We start from the raw sequence: 15,670 nt of genomic DNA, 5'->3' as shown, positions 1-15,670 counted from the left end.
TTCTTTCAGGTTTTAAGACAAGTTACAAACCTCATAAACTTTTTGAAGGAGAGATGATGAATGAGTAAAGTACACGTTCTGGAACACCCGCTGATCCAACATAAGATTACATACATTCGTGATGTATCGACAGGGACGAAAGAATTCCGTGAGCTTGTCGATGAAGTGGCAGCATTGATGGCATTCGAAATCACCCGAGAATTACCACTCCAAGAAGTAACGGTCCAAACACCGGTTTCGGAAGCAAAAGCATATACAATTGCGGGTAAGAAGCTTGGATTGGTACCGATCCTTCGTGCAGGACTAGGAATGGTCGACGGGATCCTGAAGCTGATTCCAGCGGCAAAGGTAGGGCACGTCGGATTATATCGCGACCCTGAAACTCTCCAACCGGTCGAGTATTATGTGAAGCTTCCAAGTGATGTTGAAGAACGTGAACTCATCGTAATCGATCCGATGCTTGCAACAGGCGGTTCTGCAGTGGCAGCAATCGAGTCACTGAAAAAGCGTGGCGCACAGAATATCAAGCTCATGTGTCTGATCGCAGCTCCTGAAGGCGTCAAAATGGTCCAAGAGGCACATCCTGATGTTGACATCTATCTCGGAGCGCTTGATGAATACCTGAACGAAAAGGGGTACATCGTACCAGGTTTAGGTGATGCAGGAGACCGTTTGTTCGGTACGAAATAAACGTTGAAAACATAAAGCCAAAAGGTTCAAAAAGTTTTCAAATCTTACCATAGAAATTGCCTGTAACGCAATTGACATGTACTAGTGGCTATAGTATTCTTACAAAGGATGTATGATAAGGTTTTCATACGCATCATATAAAGCTTTTTCGCTACATCCGAATCTCGTAAAATACTCCACAAAATAATCAGGAATTGACTCACCTGATGACCTCAAAATCAAGTCCAAAGAAAAGGGGTGCGGCAAATGCGCACTGATAAACGATCACCCTTTCATTCAATGGCTCTCATGTCTGGAATCCTCTCGCAACTCGTCGGTACCATTCTGGTCGGCATTTTCGGAGGCATGTGGTTGGATCGTACCTTTGACACAGCACCGTTTCTTATGATCATCGGACTGTTTCTTGGCTTGGCAGCAGGAGTTTACGGGACCATCAAGTTAATTCAGCGATTTTTTGGAGAAGAAGGCGAACAATGACCGAAAACCTCTCAACTTACAACAATGCGTTCCGTCGATACATAAAATACGGACTATACTTAGCTTCGATTTTCGTACTAGGTTGGGGGTTCACAAGCTACAAAACAGTCTTTCTCGGACTGTTGTTGGGAATTGCTGTGAGCATTCTGAACGTATGGTCGATGCATCGCAAGATCGACCGCGTCGGACAAGCTGTCGTTGAAGGCACGAAGGTTCGGACGATGGGCTCCTTATCCAGGTTGATGACCGCCGGGCTTGCCGTTCTGGTCGCGACCCGATTTCCTGAATACTTTGACTTGATTTCCGTAGTCGTAGGTTTACTCATGATATATCTCATCATGTTGATAGATTTTTACTTTGCATCAAAACGAAACTGAACTTTGGGGAAGAGAGGTGAAAGAATTGGAACACGAAGCGCCACATCTTGAACTATTAGGTTTAACTTTTAACCCATCGAACATCCTGATGATTACGATTGCTTCTGTAATTGTGTTCATCATTGCCGTACTCGGCTCACGTAGTTTGCAAATGCGTCCATCTGGTATGCAGAACTTCATGGAATGGCTGATCGATTTTGTAAAAGGAATCATCAACAGCACCATGGACTGGAAGACTGGAGGTCGATTCTTGACACTAGGTTTGACGATTATCATGTACATATTCGTCTCGAACATGTTAGGACTTCCGTTTGCAATCGCGATCGATCATGAGCTTTGGTGGAAATCACCAACAGCTGATCCAACCATCACATTGACACTCGCTGTAATGGTAGTCGTATTGACTCACTTCTACGCGATCAAAGTGAAAGGAACTAAATCATACGGTAGTGAATTCTTCAAACCGATGAAATTTATGTTCCCTTTGAAAATCATTGAGGAATTCGCCAACACGTTGACACTAGGTCTTCGACTTTACGGTAACATTTATGCCGGTGAAGTATTGCTAGCCTTGTTAGCAGGAGCTGGTACTGCAGGAATTTTTGCAGGGGTCTTATCCTTCCTACCGATGATGGTGTGGCAAGGATTCAGTATCTTTGTCGGTGTCATCCAGGCATTCATTTTTACAATGCTGACAATGGTTTACATGGCACATAAAGTCAGTGATGAACACTAGAGCTCACAAAGCTCTACAGTAAAAGGTTCAATTTTAACTCTGTGTACAACCCCATAATGGGAAGAAATTATAAAATAATACAATTCCAAGGAGGAAATTTAAATGAATTTAATCGCAGCTGCAATTGCAGTAGGTCTAGCGGCAATTGGTGCCGGTGTAGGTAACGGTCTTATCGTAGGACGTACAGTTGAAGGAATCGCTCGTCAACCAGAATTGCGTGGTACGCTTCAAACAACAATGTTCATCGGTATCGCACTAGTTGAGGCACTTCCAATCATCGGTGTCGTTATCGCGTTCATCGTACTTGGTGGTTAATAACGAGTAACGATTCTACCGAAGTTTTCATAATGGCGAAGTCTGTGTGAGACCTCGCCATTCCTTATGTATGACCAATGAAGGGAGGAACCGCTGTGCATTTCTTGAATCCTGACAATCTTGTTTTGGGTGCGGGTGCCGGTGTTAATACAGGAGATATCCTGTTCCAGTTACTAGCGTTCATCGTTTTACTTTTCTTACTGCGTAAATATGCATGGGGTCCATTGATGGGCATCATGAAAAAGCGTGAAGAGCATATCTCTAACGAAATAAACGAAGCTGAAAAAAGCCGAAAAGAAGCTCAGTCATACTTAGATGAGCAGACTGCGGCTTTGAAAGAAGCACGTAAAGAAGCACAAGCATTGATCGAAGCAGCTAAGAAGCAAGGTGAGCAACAAGGTGAGGACATCCTTCGCGCTGCTCGTGAAGAAGCAAACCGCATGAAGGAATCTGCACTTTCTGAAATCGACCGTGAAAAAGAGCAAGCTGTACAAACGTTGCGTAATGAAGTTGCAACACTTTCTGTACAAATTGCTTCTAAGGTAATCACCAAGGAATTGGATGAGCAAGCTCAACAGAAACTTGTGAATGATTATCTTAAAGAGGTAGGCGAAGGTCGATGAGCAAGGACACAGAATCTGTAGCAAAGCGATACGCAGCAGCTCTATTTGATGTTGTAAAAGAGAAAGGCTCTCTTGATCAAGTCGAAAAAGAGCTTCGCAGCGTTCAATCCATCATCGAAGAGAATGAGAAGTTACTCACCATCTTGAACCATCCGAAAATCTCTGCCGAAGACAAGAAAAGCTTGCTTTCGAAGGTGATCGGATCTGAAGTTTCTGAACCTGTTCACAATACGATTTTATTGATGGTAGACCGTAAACGCGAAGCAATGATTCCGAATATGGTCGACCAATACATCTTACTGGCGAATGAAGAGCGCGGCATTGCAGATGCTACGGTCTACTCCGTCCGCCTTCTTACTGAAGAAGAGCAACAGGAGATCTCCAGAACATTCTCTGAACGTATCAACGTCAAAGAACTTCGCGTCGAAAACGTAATCGATCAAGACTTGATCGGTGGGATCAAAGTCAAAATCGGTAACCGTATCTTCGACGGAAGTGTTAGTGGTAAGTTGAACCGAATTCAACGTCAATTAGTCTCCGAGTGAGACGAGTACGATAGGGGTGAAATTCATGAGCATAAAAGCGGAAGAAATTAGTTCGCTAATTAAACAACAAATTGAAAACTATTCTTCTGAAATAGAAGTAAGTGATGTCGGTACTGTCATCCAAGTCGGTGACGGAATCGCACGTGTCCATGGATTAGACAATGTCATGGCTGGTGAGCTCGTTGAATTCTCCAACGGTGTAATGGGTATGGCCCAAAACCTTGAGGAAAACAACGTCGGTATCATCATCCTTGGACCTTATGTCGATATCCGTGAAGGCGATGAAGTGAAGCGTACAGGCCGTATCATGGAGGTACCTGTAGGTGAAGAACTTCTAGGACGTGTCGTTAACTCTCTTGGACAACCAGTTGATGGTAAGGGTGCAATTGAGACTTCCAAAACTCGTCCAATCGAAAGTCCGGCACCAGGTGTTATGGATCGTAAATCCGTACACGAGCCGCTTCAAACAGGAATCAAGGCGATCGACTCCCTTATTCCGATCGGTCGTGGTCAGCGTGAGTTGATCATCGGAGACCGTCAAACAGGTAAAACAGCAATCGCAATCGACACGATCTTGAACCAAAAAGACGAAGATATGATTTGTATCTACGTTGCAATCGGTCAGAAAGAATCAACGGTTGCAGGTGTTGTTGAAACACTACGTGAGCACGGAGCACTTGATTACACAATCGTCGTAACAGCGAGTGCGTCCCAACCAGCTCCACTTCTTTACCTTGCTCCATATGCTGGGGTAACAATGGGTGAAGAATTCATGTACAACGGTAAGCACGTATTGTTGATCTATGATGATCTTTCTAAACAAGCGGCTGCATACCGTGAACTGTCACTACTACTTCGTCGTCCTCCAGGTCGTGAAGCATTCCCAGGGGATGTCTTCTACCTACACTCTCGCTTACTAGAGCGTGCAGCGAAGTTGAGTGATGCGAAAGGCGGAGGTTCACTTACTGCCCTTCCATTCATCGAAACACAAGCGGGTGACGTTTCGGCTTATATCCCGACAAACGTTATCTCGATTACAGACGGACAGATCTTCTTGCAATCCGATCTCTTCTTCTCCGGTGTACGTCCAGCGGTAAACGCAGGTCTATCCGTATCCCGTGTTGGAGGATCCGCACAAATCAAAGCGATGAAGAAAGTATCCGGTACGCTACGTCTTGACTTGGCATCTTACCGTGAGCTAGAAGCATTCGCACAATTTGGATCTGACCTTGATAAAGCGACTCAAGCGAAATTGAACCGTGGTGCTCGTACGGTTGAAGTATTGAAGCAAGGCCTTCACAAGCCACTTGCTGTTGAAAAGCAGGTTGCCAGCCTTTATGCGTTGACGCGCGGCTTCTTAGACGATATTCCAGTTGAAGATATCACACGTTTCGAAGCAGAATACCATACTTGGTTAGATCATAACCGTAAGGAATTGCTTGCTGGAATCCGTGAAACTGGAAACCTTCCTGAAGAAGACGACTTCAATAACGCAATCAACGAATTCAAGAAAACGTTCGTTGTATCTGAGTAATTTTTAGATCAACCGACGCTTTCAAACGGATCATAATGGGACGGACACCATTTCGTCCCCTTTATAAAGGTGGTGAAACGAGTGGCATCGTTACGTGATATAAAAACGCGTATTAATTCTACGAAAAAGACGAAACAAATTACGAAAGCGATGGAGATGGTTTCAGCTGCGAAATTGAACCAGGCTGAAAACAATGCGAAATCCTTCGTACCTTACATGGATAAAATCCAAGAGGTCGTATCTGGTATTGCAAGTGGCAGCTCAAATGCCCGTCACCCAATGCTTCAATCTCGACCTGTCAAAAAGACTGGATACCTCGTCATCACTTCAGACCGAGGCCTAGCCGGTCCATACAACAGTAACGTCCTTCGTCACGTGTTCCGTACGATCAAAGAACGACATAAGTCGACTGATGAGTATACGATCATCGTCGTCGGTAAAGTCGGACTCAGCTTCTTCAAAAACCGCAACATGCCTGTCCTTGACAGCATTGTAGGAATTGATGACCAACCTGAATTTGCGGAAATCAAATCCATTGCAAGTGAAGCTGTGAAACGATTCGCGGACGAAGAGTACGATGAGCTGTACATGTACTACAACCATTATGTGAGTGCGATCCAACAGGACCTCACAGAAAAGAAGTTGTTGCCACTTTCTGACATCGCAGGAGAGGAAAAGGCGAAAAGCTCCTATGAATACGAGCCATCTGAAGAAGAAATTCTTGAAGAATTGCTTCCTCAGTATGCGGAAAGCTTGATTTATGGTGCTTTACTGGATGCGAAAGCAAGTGAACATGCTTCTCGTATGACAGCGATGAAGAGTGCGACGGATAATGCAGACGATATTATCGGCAGTCTTACGCTTTCCTACAACCGTGCACGTCAGGCAGCGATCACACAAGAGATCACCGAGATCGTTGGTGGAGCAGCTGCGCTTGAATAGACCTTTCGACCATGTGGTCAGAAACATAAAAGCATCCTCAAAAGGACGTTAGGAGGGAAAAACATGAACAAAGGACGCATCACTCAAGTCATGGGTCCAGTTGTCGACGTACAGTTCGAGAGCGGGAACCTGCCTGAGATTTACAATGCACTTAGAGTCCAAACCACTGAGGGCGAAAAGAACATCGAGTTGACGCTTGAGGTTTCACTTCACCTTGGTGATGATACTGTTCGTACCGTCGCGATGGCTTCCACCGACGGACTCGTAAGAGGAACGGAAGCAATTGATACTGGATCACCGATCTCGGTACCAGTAGGTGACGCAACATTAGGTCGTGTTTTTAACGTATTAGGTGAGAAAATCGACCTTGATGAGGAAATCGGCGCAGACGTACAACGCGATCCGATTCACCGCGAAGCTCCAAAATTCGACCAATTAACAACAAAGACTGAAATCCTTGAAACAGGAATTAAAGTCGTTGACCTTCTTGCACCATACGTTAAGGGTGGTAAGATCGGATTGTTCGGAGGAGCAGGAGTTGGTAAGACGGTATTGATCCAGGAGCTTATCAACAACATCGCTCAAGAGCATGGTGGTATTTCCGTATTCGCAGGTGTTGGAGAGCGTACACGTGAAGGTAATGACCTTTACCACGAAATGACGGATTCCGGCGTTATCAAAAAGACAGCGATGGTATTCGGTCAGATGAACGAACCACCAGGAGCACGTCAACGTGTTGCCCTGACTGGATTGACAATGGCGGAATACTTCCGTGACGAGCAAGGACAAGACGTATTGTTCTTCATCGACAACATCTTCCGTTTCACACAAGCAGGTTCTGAGGTATCAGCCCTACTAGGCCGTATGCCTTCAGCGGTTGGTTACCAGCCGACACTTGCTACTGAAATGGGTCAATTACAGGAGCGTATCACATCTACGAAGAAAGGTTCCGTAACGTCTATCCAGGCGATCTATGTACCTGCCGATGACTACACTGACCCGGCTCCAGCGACGACGTTCGCCCACTTGGATGCAACAACGAACCTTGAGCGTAAGCTTTCTGAAATGGGTATCTACCCAGCGGTTGACCCGCTTGCTTCAACATCTCGTGCACTTGCACCTGAAATCGTTGGAGAAGAGCACTACAACGTTGCGCGTCAAGTACAGCAAACGCTTCAACGTTATAAAGAACTTCAAGACATCATCGCAATCCTTGGTATGGATGAGTTGAGTGACGAAGACAAGATGACGGTATCTCGTGCACGTCGTATCCAGTTCTTCTTATCTCAAAACTTCCACGTTGCTGAACAGTTCACTGGTCAAAAAGGATCTTATGTACCTGTTAAAGAAACGATCAAAGGATTCAAAGAAATTCTTGAAGGTAAGCATGACGATCTTCCTGAAGACGCATTCCGTCTTGTAGGACGTATCGAAGAAGTAGTAGATAAAGCGAAACAAATGGCTTAAAGATATTTGGCCCGAGGAGGGGTTTCATGAAGACATTCGCAGTAAGTGTCGTCACCCCTGATGGCCCTGTGTATGACGAGACAGGCGCAGAAATGGTCAGCGCGAAAGCCACCAGCGGTGAGCTTGGAATCCTGCCAGGCCACGTTCCGCTTGTAGCACCGTTAACCATTAATGCGATCCGCATCAAGAAGGAAAACAATACACAGATCTTGGCTGTTAGTGGTGGATTTATAGAAGTACGACCTGAAAAGGTTACCATTCTTGCTCAAGCTGCTGAGCTTGCGAACGACATCAACGTCGATCGTGCTCAAGCTGCGAAAGAGCGTGCAGAACAACGTCTGCAGAAATCCAAGCAAGAAGGTGTTGATTTTGCGCGTGCAGAGCTTGCTCTGAATCGTGCAGTCAACCGTATCAACATCGCAGGAAAATAAATGAGGAAGACCCTTTCGGAGACGAAAGGGTCTTTTTTCTATTCAGATTATGTAGTAAAAAAAGTGCTGAGTTCCCCAAGTAAGCGTCAAAGTTCCACAAGTTCCCCAAAAAGTTCCCTAAGTCAGCATGAAAGTCCACAAGACGGAAGGAAAGTTCCCCAAGTCTTCCTAAACATACATCTAAAAGGAAGGATTTTTAGGAAAATCCTTTCCAAATTGATTTGTTTCGACCTTTCAAAACAGAATTTTCAGACAAAATAATTGAACGCTCGCTCATTCTCGATATAATGGAAATAACGTGATTTGGAAATGAGAGGATGAAGTACGCATGAATCAGGACTATTTACATAACCCGTATCCATCGCAAAGAATGACGACATTCGCTAAAAAAGGAATGGTTGCGACATCGCAACCACTCGCGGCACAAGCTGGTTTGGATATTTTAAAAAAGGGAGGAAATGCAGTTGATGCGGCGATTGCGACAGCTGCATGCCTGACTGTTGTGGAACCGACCTCCAACGGAATCGGAGGGGATGCTTTTGCACTCGTTTGGATGAAGGGGAAACTGCACGGGCTGAACGCGAGTGGACCGTCTCCAAAGTCGATTTCTATTGAGGGTCTGAAAGAAAAAGGAATGGAGGAGATCCCGAAATTCGGATGGACGCCGGTCACTGTACCAGGTGCACCGAGTGCATGGGCTACTTTATCTGAGCGATTCGGAAACCTTCCGTTAACCGAAGTGCTGGCACCTGCAATCGAGTACGCGGAGAATGGATACCCGGTCTCCCCGACGCTCGGAAAGTTTTGGAAGTCTGCAGCTGACCACTTCAAAAAAGCACTGACGACAGATGAGTTCAAGCACTGGTTCGACACATTCGCACCAGAAGGAAAAGCACCTGAAATCGGTGAAGTGTGGCGCTCGGAAGGCCACGCAGCCACACTGAGAGAAATCGCTGAAACGAAAGCGGAATCTTTTTACCGTGGGAAAATAGCCGATCAAATCGATGCATTCTCGCGAAAATATGATGGCTTCATAAGAAAAGAGGACCTAGCAGACTATGAGCCTGAATGGGTCGATCCGATCGGGGTGGACTACCGAGGATATAAAGTTTGGGAGATTCCTCCGAACGGACAGGGAATCATTGCGCTTATGGCACTCAATATCCTCAAAGGCTATGAGTTTACGAGTCGGGAGGATGCCGATACGTTCCACAAACAGATTGAAGCAATGAAACTTTCATTTACGGACGGTCTCCACTATGTAACAGAAGGAAGGAAGATGGAACGCTCCGTCCAAGGACTATTATCCGATACATATGCTGAAGAACGTCGAAAGCTCATCGGCGAGCAAGCGCTCCAACCAGAACCGGGTGAACCTCCAAAAGGAGGAACGGTTTACCTGGCAACAGCAGACGGTGAAGGCAACATGGTCTCGTTCATACAGAGCAATTACATGGGCTTCGGATCCGGCCTCGTGGTACCGGGTACTGGAATTGCCCTACAAAATAGAGGACACAATTTTTCGATGGATCCGGATCACGATAACCGTTTGGAAGGCGGTAAAAAGACATTCCATACGATCATTCCAGGCTTTCTGACAAAAGGGGACCAGGCTGTCGGACCGTTCGGCGTCATGGGTGGATTCATGCAACCACAAGGACACCTCCAAGTCGCTATGAACACAATCGACTTCCACCTCAACCCGCAAGCGGCACTTGATGCTCCGAGATGGCAATGGATGGAGGATAAAAAAGTACTCGTTGAACCCAACTTCCCGAACCATATTGCTCAAGCGCTCGCTAGAAAAGGGCATCACATCCAGGTTGCACTAGACGGTGGACCTTTCGGACGTGGACAGATCATCTGGCATGACCCTGAAACAGGTGTGCTAGCTGGAGGGACCGAATCCAGGACAGATGGAAGTGTTGCTGCTTGGTAGAAGGAAACGAGGCTACTCAACCAGAAAAGAAGCACAATAAACAACTTGCCTTATTCCTAGCATTTTTCAGAGTAGGCATTTTTGGGTATGGAGGAGGTCCTTCTTCCATCCCTCTTGTTCATAAAGAAGTCGTTGAGCATTATCGTTGGTTTACGGATGACGAATTCGGAGATTTGCTCGCGCTCGGTAACACTCTCCCAGGACCGATCGCCACGAAACTCGCAGGCTACATCGGGTATCGGGTAGCAGGACCAATCGGTATAATTAACGCTGTGTTAGCGACGATTTTACCTTCGATCATTGCGATGATTGCCTTGCTGACGACGCTCAGCATGTACAAAGACAAGCCGTGGGTGCAAGGGATGACGAATGCGGTTGTTCCGGTCGTCGGGTTCATGCTCGCACAGCTCACCTGGCAGTTCACGAAAAAGTCGAAGGAAGGCATGGGATGGACAGTAGCCATCGTGTTTATTGTCATCTCTCTGATTGTGATGGAATTTCTTCATATACACCCTGGAATCTTAATTGCCATCTTACTGCTGTATGCACTTTTTGGCGGTAAAAGAAGGAGGGAGGAGTAATGCTTTATTGGAAAATCTTCCTTGCTTTCTTCATTCCGGGTGTGCTCGGATATGGCGGTGGACCCGCTTCCATTCCGCTCGTTGAAAATGAAGTCGTCGACCGGTATGAATGGATGACGACCGAGGAGTTCAGTGAAGTGCTCGCACTCGGAAATGCACTGCCAGGACCGATTGCTACGAAGATGGCGGGATACATCGGGTACGCCGAGGGCGGTTGGCTAGGAGCTGTGGTCGGTGTTTTCGCAACCGTTGCGCCATCCTTACTTTTGATGATCATCCTGTTAAAAGTATTGATGAAATATAAAGAATCGGAAAAAGTGAAGCGTATGACGATTACCGTACGACCTGCGATTGCGGTGTTGCTTGGGGTGATGGCGTTCCAGTTTTTCCAAAGTTCGTACGCCAACAGCGGAATCTTGCAAACCATCATACTATTGGCTGCGAGTTATCTGACGCTCGTCCGTTTCCGTATCCATCCCGCGATTGTCATCGCAGGGGCGCTCGTTTACGGAGCACTATTTCTATAAAGAGAACCACAGCTTACTGCAGCTGTGGTTTTTTGTGAGGCCAGCGTATCTTTTTTAGGGTCATTCCTCTTTTATATGAAAAAAGAGGTAAAAAAATGAGGAAAATAACCGATACTGAAAAGGGATAAATCCTACGCTTGTATCATTTACTTATTATGGTATTGTTTATTCCACACCGTGTCGACACCCAAAATGGTATTTGGTATAATTGATAACGATTACAATTTTTAAAACTTTCTAACAATAACGTTGAATGACAGATTCGGGAGGTACATATGGAGCTCTATCACCTGTATCAAAACAATTATCTGGTCGTCCTCATGTTCCTGCTTTTAGGGATACTGTTGCCTGTGGTCGCATTGACAGCCGGGAAAATTCTTCGGCCGTCAAAACCGAACAAAGAGAAACAGACAACCTATGAAAGTGGGATAGAGCCCTTTCATCAAAGCTGGGTGCAATATAACGTACGCTATTATATCTTCGCGTTATTGTTCGTCATTTTTGATGTAGAGACCGTCTTCCTATATCCATGGGCTGTGGCCTATGAGAAACTAGGAATTTTTGCATTGATTGAAATGACAATCTTCATTGTGATGCTGTTGATCGGACTCATCTATGCGTGGAAGAAGAAGGTGTTAAAATGGATGTAAGATTACAAGATATCTCCCCGCAAGACCATCAGGAACTCCAGAAAAATGTATTCTTTGTCACGCTCGAACAAGTGAAAGCGTGGGCTCGAAGCAACTCCCTATGGCCCCTCACGTTCGGGTTGGCTTGTTGTGCCATTGAAATGATGGGAACTGGAGCTTCCCACTATGACCTGGACAGATTCGGATCTATATTCCGTACATCACCGCGTCAATCGGACGTGATGATCGTTTCCGGCACGGTTACGAAAAAAATGGCGCCAGTCCTGAAGCGTCTTTATGACCAAATGCCAGAACCGAAGTGGGTCATCGCCATGGGTTCATGCGCGACTGCCGGTGGACCATACATAAAATCGTATGCTGTTGTAAAAGGAGTCGACCAGATCGTACCGGTCGACGTCTATATTCCTGGCTGCCCGCCAAACCCGGCAGCACTCATCTATGGAATTAATAAACTACAAGAAAAAATCCGCTATGAAGCTAAGACAGGAAAGCGGGTGACCGATAAATGAGCGATCAAGACAAACCGTTCTCCGAGATGACGCCAGAAGAGAAGGCGGAAGCGAAGCGTAAAGCCGTGGAAGAGGCGAAACGCAAGGCTGCCGAGAAGAAGGCGGCGAAGGAAGCGGCTGAAACCTCTGAAGCCCCCGCCGAAAAACCTTTTTCTGAAATGACCGAAGAAGAGAAGGCGGAAGCGAAACGAAAAGCCGTCGAAGAAGCAAAGCGCAAGGCTGCAGAAAAGAAGGCAGCGAAGGAAGCGGCTGAAACCTCTGAAGCCCCAGCCGAAAAACCTTTTTCTGAAATGACCGAAGAAGAGAAAGCGGAAGCGAAGCGTAAAGCTGTGGAAGAGGCGAAACGCAAGGCTGCCGAGCGCAAAGCTGCTAAAGAAGCCGAAGAGTCGTCTGCTCAAGCAGACTCACCAGCTGACGAAAAAGCCAAAGCTGCAGCCGCTGCCAAGGCTAAGGCCGCAGCTGCCGCTAAAGCCAAAGCTGCTGCCGCTGCAAAAGCGAAAGCTCAAGCGTCTGGTGGAGCTTCTGACGATGAAAAAGCAAAGGCGATTGCCGCTGCGAAGGCCAAGGCTGCCGCTGCTGCTAAGGCAAAAGCTGCAAAATCCGGTGGCGGAGACGGCGATGACGAAAAAGCGAAAGCAATCGCTGCCGCAAAGGCAAAAGCGAAAGCCGCTGCTGCTGCCAAAGCAAAGCAAGCGTCCGGTGACCAAAAGGAAGAAGCACCGGTCGAAGAAAAGCCATCACCTAATCAACCCCTCCTAGACAAGTACGTCAAGGTCATCCAAGACAATCTTGGCGACGACATCCTAGAAGATTCATATATTAACCGTTTGGCAAAAGATGTGCCAACGCTTGTTGCGAAACATGAAAACTACTATAAATTGGCTGAGTTCATGAAATACAACGAACAGCTCTGTTTTGAATATGTAAGCGAATTGCATGGAACCGATTTTGAGACCCATATGGAAGTCTATACCCATATGTATTCCTTCAAAAACAACCAGCCTGTCGCACTGAAAGTGAAAGTCGATCGGGACAAACCTGAAGTCGCTTCACTTGCACCTCTATGGCCTGGTGCAAACTGGCCGGAGCGGGAAGCGTACGACTTGCTCGGCATTCATTTTACAGGTCATCCGAACTTGACGCGGATCCTGATGCCGGATGATTGGGTCGGCTACCCGATGCGCAAAGACTATGAACCTTACGATGTGGAGGTGTAACCTATGATCCGTACAGAAGAAATGCTCCTCAATGTTGGACCTCAGCATCCGAGTACGCACGGTGTTTTCCGTATTGTCCTGAAAATTGATGGAGAAATCATCAAGGAAGCGAAGCCGGTCATCGGTTACCTCCATCGTGGAACCGAGAAACTAGCAGAAGACCTGCAATATACGCAGATCATCCCTTATACAGACCGGATGGATTACTTATCTGCGATGACGAACAACTACATCATCTGTCATGCGGTAGAGACGATGATGGAGATGGAAATCCCGGAACGCGCGGATTACTTACGTATTCTCGTCATGGAGCTTGGTCGGGTTGCGAGTCACCTCGTCTGGTTCGGTACATATTTACTCGATATCGGGGCGATGAGCCCGTTCCTGTATGCGTTCCGCGAACGTGAAATGATCATCAACATGTTGAACGAAATTTCAGGTGCCCGCCTGACGTTCAACTATATGCGTGTCGGCGGTGTGAAATGGGATGCCCCAGAAGGATGGATCGAGAAAGTCCGTGACTTCGTACCGCACATGCGTAAACAACTAGCAGGTTACCATGACCTGATCAGCGGAAACGAAATCTTCTTGAACCGTGTAAAAGGAGTTGGCTATTACACGAAGGAAGACGCCTTCGCTTATTCCTTGAGTGGCGCAAACCTCCGTTGTACAGGAGTCGATTGGGATCTTCGTAAAAAAGAACCGTATTCACTGTACGACCGATTTGACTTCGATGTTCCGGTCTTCGACGGTGGCGATGCGTGGACACGTTACCAATGCCGAATGGCGGAAATCGAAGAATCGTTGAAGATCGTCGAACAAGCTGTCGAGCAGTTCCCGGCTGAAGGGGACATCATGGCGAAGGTTCCACGGATCATCAAGCCACCGGCGGGAGAAACTTACGTACGAATCGAATCCCCTCGTGGTGAAATTGGTTGTTATATCGCTTCACAAGGCAAAAAAGAGCCATACCGGTTGAAATTCAGAAGACCGTCGTTTTATAACCTGCAAATATTACCGAAGCTGTTGGAAGGCGAAAACATCGCGAACCTCATCACGATCCTTGGCGGCATCGACATTGTACTCGGGGAGGTTGACGGCTGATGATTGAAGAACTGCTTTATTCAGCACCTTCATACTTGAGTACATTGATCTTTTTTGCACTTGGCGCAGGCTTACTGATGATGGTACTCGGATTCGTAACGTACGCCATCTTAGCAGAGCGTAAGGTCATCGGGTTCATGCAGCTCCGTGTCGGACCGAACCGAGTCGGTGGACCGCTTGGACTCCTGCAAACCGTAGCTGACGTTCTGAAGCTTTTATTAAAAGAAGATACCATTCCGAAAGCGGCGGATCGACCGCTATTCATATTGGCACCGATCATCGCTTTTGCACCCGCATTTATGGTGCTTGCGGTCATTCCATTTTCCGAGTCACTCCGATTTTCTGACATCGGAATCGGACTTCTCTACTATATCGCGATTTCTGGAATCTCAACCGTCGGAATCCTGATGGGTGGATGGGCATCGAACAACAAATACGCCTTGCTCGGTGGCATGCGTTCGGCGGCCCAAATGATTTCATATGAAGTACCACTTGTCATGTCGGTCATCGGAATCATCCTGCTGACAGGAAGCTTGAACCTTGTGGAAATCGTTGAAGCGCAACAAAATCTGGCGTACTTGTTCGTCCAGCCACTTGCGTTCTTCATCTTCCTCGTCGCTTCAGTTGCTGAGTTGAACCGTACACCGTTTGACTTACCAGAAGCCGAGTCTGAGCTTGTCGCAGGTTACCATGTCGAGTATTCCGGATTCCGCTGGGCGTTCTTCATGCTCACAGAGTACGTGTACTTGTTTGCAATGGCTTCGATTACGACGATTCTTTTTCTCGGAGGATGGAACCCGGTTCCGTTCCTTGAATTCATACCAGGGGTCATCTGGTTCGCAATCAAATTCAGCATCATCGTGTTTATTATGATCTGGCTCCGTGCGACGTTACCGCGTCTCCGTGCCGATCAGCTCATGTCATTTGGATGGAAAGTACTATTACCGTTAGCCTTGCTCAACATTTTTATCAGCGCGGTGATCAAGGAAATCTGGTTCTAACGGAG

At 46.8% G+C, this 15,670-nt stretch carries 19 protein-coding genes; all 19 read left to right on the top strand.

The window, feature by feature from the left end; all coding sequences use genetic code 11:
• The first annotated feature begins 60 nt into the window (after positions 1–60).
• Entirely contained in the window at positions 61–690 is a 630-nt protein-coding gene (upp, locus tag ACSVDE_RS15190; protein WP_226547472.1) for a uracil phosphoribosyltransferase, read from the top strand.
• Positions 691–936: 246 nt separating this feature from the next.
• Entirely contained in the window at positions 937–1,167 is a 231-nt protein-coding gene (locus tag ACSVDE_RS15185) for an AtpZ/AtpI family protein (protein WP_439301703.1), read from the top strand.
• Positions 1,164–1,544, top strand: coding sequence for an ATP synthase subunit I (locus ACSVDE_RS15180; protein WP_439301702.1), 381 nt, complete (start codon positions 1,164–1,166; stop codon positions 1,542–1,544). The genes ACSVDE_RS15185 and ACSVDE_RS15180 overlap by 4 nt, the downstream gene beginning before the upstream one ends.
• 25 nt (positions 1,545–1,569) lie before the next feature.
• Positions 1,570–2,280: a F0F1 ATP synthase subunit A gene (gene atpB, locus ACSVDE_RS15175; protein WP_439302018.1), complete on the top strand. Its 711-nt coding sequence runs from the start codon at positions 1,570–1,572 to the stop codon at positions 2,278–2,280.
• 102 nt (positions 2,281–2,382) lie between these two features.
• Positions 2,383–2,595, top strand: coding sequence for a F0F1 ATP synthase subunit C (gene atpE, locus ACSVDE_RS15170; protein WP_226547468.1), 213 nt, complete (start codon positions 2,383–2,385; stop codon positions 2,593–2,595).
• Positions 2,596–2,672: 77 nt separating this feature from the next.
• The gene (locus ACSVDE_RS15165; protein ID WP_439301701.1) at positions 2,673–3,218 is read left to right on the top strand and encodes a F0F1 ATP synthase subunit B; all 546 of its coding nucleotides are present in this window, start codon (positions 2,673–2,675) and stop codon (positions 3,216–3,218) included.
• The gene (locus tag ACSVDE_RS15160) at positions 3,215–3,763 is read left to right on the top strand and encodes a F0F1 ATP synthase subunit delta (protein WP_439301700.1); all 549 of its coding nucleotides are present in this window, start codon (positions 3,215–3,217) and stop codon (positions 3,761–3,763) included. The genes ACSVDE_RS15165 and ACSVDE_RS15160 overlap by 4 nt, the downstream gene beginning before the upstream one ends.
• Positions 3,764–3,788: 25 nt before the next feature.
• Positions 3,789–5,297: a F0F1 ATP synthase subunit alpha gene (atpA, locus tag ACSVDE_RS15155; RefSeq protein WP_439301699.1), complete on the top strand. Its 1,509-nt coding sequence runs from the start codon at positions 3,789–3,791 to the stop codon at positions 5,295–5,297.
• 81 nt (positions 5,298–5,378) lie between these two features.
• On the top strand, positions 5,379–6,239 hold the full coding sequence (locus tag ACSVDE_RS15150) for a F0F1 ATP synthase subunit gamma (RefSeq protein WP_439301698.1): 861 nt from the start codon (positions 5,379–5,381) through the stop codon (positions 6,237–6,239).
• A 63-nt stretch (positions 6,240–6,302) separates the two neighbouring features.
• Entirely contained in the window at positions 6,303–7,706 is a 1,404-nt protein-coding gene (gene atpD, locus ACSVDE_RS15145; RefSeq protein ID WP_439301697.1) for a F0F1 ATP synthase subunit beta, read from the top strand.
• A 26-nt stretch (positions 7,707–7,732) separates the two neighbouring features.
• Positions 7,733–8,137 carry a F0F1 ATP synthase subunit epsilon gene (locus ACSVDE_RS15140; protein ID WP_439301696.1) on the top strand — a complete coding sequence of 135 codons (405 nt, stop codon included), beginning with the start codon at positions 7,733–7,735 and terminating at the stop codon, positions 8,135–8,137.
• Between the two features lie 328 nt (positions 8,138–8,465).
• Positions 8,466–10,076, top strand: coding sequence for a gamma-glutamyltransferase family protein (locus ACSVDE_RS15135; RefSeq protein ID WP_439301695.1), 1,611 nt, complete (start codon positions 8,466–8,468; stop codon positions 10,074–10,076).
• Positions 10,070–10,657 (top strand): chromate transporter, encoded by a 588-nt coding sequence (locus tag ACSVDE_RS15130; protein WP_439301694.1) that lies wholly within the window; start codon positions 10,070–10,072, stop codon positions 10,655–10,657. Before ACSVDE_RS15135 ends, ACSVDE_RS15130 begins: the two co-directional genes overlap by 7 nt.
• Complete coding sequence (locus ACSVDE_RS15125) at positions 10,657–11,184, top strand: chromate transporter (RefSeq protein WP_439301693.1); 528 nt, start codon at positions 10,657–10,659, stop codon at positions 11,182–11,184. Before ACSVDE_RS15130 ends, ACSVDE_RS15125 begins: the two co-directional genes overlap by 1 nt.
• Before the next feature lie 275 nt (positions 11,185–11,459).
• Positions 11,460–11,834: an NADH-quinone oxidoreductase subunit A gene (locus tag ACSVDE_RS15120; protein ID WP_439301692.1), complete on the top strand. Its 375-nt coding sequence runs from the start codon at positions 11,460–11,462 to the stop codon at positions 11,832–11,834.
• Positions 11,825–12,343 (top strand): NuoB/complex I 20 kDa subunit family protein, encoded by a 519-nt coding sequence (locus ACSVDE_RS15115; protein ID WP_439301691.1) that lies wholly within the window; start codon positions 11,825–11,827, stop codon positions 12,341–12,343. The genes ACSVDE_RS15120 and ACSVDE_RS15115 overlap by 10 nt, the downstream gene beginning before the upstream one ends.
• A complete protein-coding gene (locus ACSVDE_RS15110; RefSeq protein WP_439301690.1) occupies positions 12,340–13,560 on the top strand; it encodes an NADH-quinone oxidoreductase subunit C in 1,221 nt (406 codons plus the stop codon). The genes ACSVDE_RS15115 and ACSVDE_RS15110 overlap by 4 nt, the downstream gene beginning before the upstream one ends.
• Before the next feature lie 3 nt (positions 13,561–13,563).
• Positions 13,564–14,664, top strand: coding sequence for an NADH-quinone oxidoreductase subunit D (locus tag ACSVDE_RS15105; protein WP_226547456.1), 1,101 nt, complete (start codon positions 13,564–13,566; stop codon positions 14,662–14,664).
• Positions 14,664–15,665 carry an NADH-quinone oxidoreductase subunit NuoH gene (nuoH, locus tag ACSVDE_RS15100; RefSeq protein ID WP_439301689.1) on the top strand — a complete coding sequence of 334 codons (1,002 nt, stop codon included), beginning with the start codon at positions 14,664–14,666 and terminating at the stop codon, positions 15,663–15,665. The genes ACSVDE_RS15105 and nuoH overlap by 1 nt, the downstream gene beginning before the upstream one ends.
• The last annotated feature ends 5 nt before the right edge of the window (positions 15,666–15,670 follow it).

It is taken from the genome of Pseudalkalibacillus sp. Hm43 (genome assembly GCF_051842935.1).
Lineage (GTDB): Bacteria > Bacillota > Bacilli > Bacillales > Fictibacillaceae > Pseudalkalibacillus.
This window is presented reverse-complemented; position numbering and strand designations above follow the sequence as displayed.

Bases quoted from the DNA above. Each gene is read 5' to 3' on its own strand.
- ACSVDE_RS15185 (WP_439301703.1), top strand. From the start codon at position 937: ATGCGCACTGATAAACGATCACCCTTTCATTCAATGGCTCTCATGTCT.
- ACSVDE_RS15165 (WP_439301701.1), top strand. From the start codon at position 2,673: ATGAAGGGAGGAACCGCTGTGCATTTCTTGAATCCTGACAATCTTGTT.
- ACSVDE_RS15180 (WP_439301702.1), top strand. From the start codon at position 1,164: ATGACCGAAAACCTCTCAACTTACAACAATGCGTTCCGTCGATACATA.
- atpA (WP_439301699.1), top strand. From the start codon at position 3,789: ATGAGCATAAAAGCGGAAGAAATTAGTTCGCTAATTAAACAACAAATT.
- atpD (WP_439301697.1), top strand. From the start codon at position 6,303: ATGAACAAAGGACGCATCACTCAAGTCATGGGTCCAGTTGTCGACGTA.
- ACSVDE_RS15140 (WP_439301696.1), top strand. From the start codon at position 7,733: ATGAAGACATTCGCAGTAAGTGTCGTCACCCCTGATGGCCCTGTGTAT.
- ACSVDE_RS15125 (WP_439301693.1), top strand. From the start codon at position 10,657: ATGCTTTATTGGAAAATCTTCCTTGCTTTCTTCATTCCGGGTGTGCTC.
- nuoH (WP_439301689.1), top strand. From the start codon at position 14,664: ATGATTGAAGAACTGCTTTATTCAGCACCTTCATACTTGAGTACATTG.
- atpE (WP_226547468.1), top strand. From the start codon at position 2,383: ATGAATTTAATCGCAGCTGCAATTGCAGTAGGTCTAGCGGCAATTGGT.
- upp (WP_226547472.1), top strand. From the start codon at position 61: ATGAGTAAAGTACACGTTCTGGAACACCCGCTGATCCAACATAAGATT.
- ACSVDE_RS15120 (WP_439301692.1), top strand. From the start codon at position 11,460: ATGGAGCTCTATCACCTGTATCAAAACAATTATCTGGTCGTCCTCATG.
- ACSVDE_RS15105 (WP_226547456.1), top strand. From the start codon at position 13,564: ATGATCCGTACAGAAGAAATGCTCCTCAATGTTGGACCTCAGCATCCG.
- ACSVDE_RS15110 (WP_439301690.1), top strand. From the start codon at position 12,340: ATGAGCGATCAAGACAAACCGTTCTCCGAGATGACGCCAGAAGAGAAG.
- ACSVDE_RS15160 (WP_439301700.1), top strand. From the start codon at position 3,215: ATGAGCAAGGACACAGAATCTGTAGCAAAGCGATACGCAGCAGCTCTA.
- ACSVDE_RS15115 (WP_439301691.1), top strand. From the start codon at position 11,825: ATGGATGTAAGATTACAAGATATCTCCCCGCAAGACCATCAGGAACTC.
- ACSVDE_RS15135 (WP_439301695.1), top strand. From the start codon at position 8,466: ATGAATCAGGACTATTTACATAACCCGTATCCATCGCAAAGAATGACG.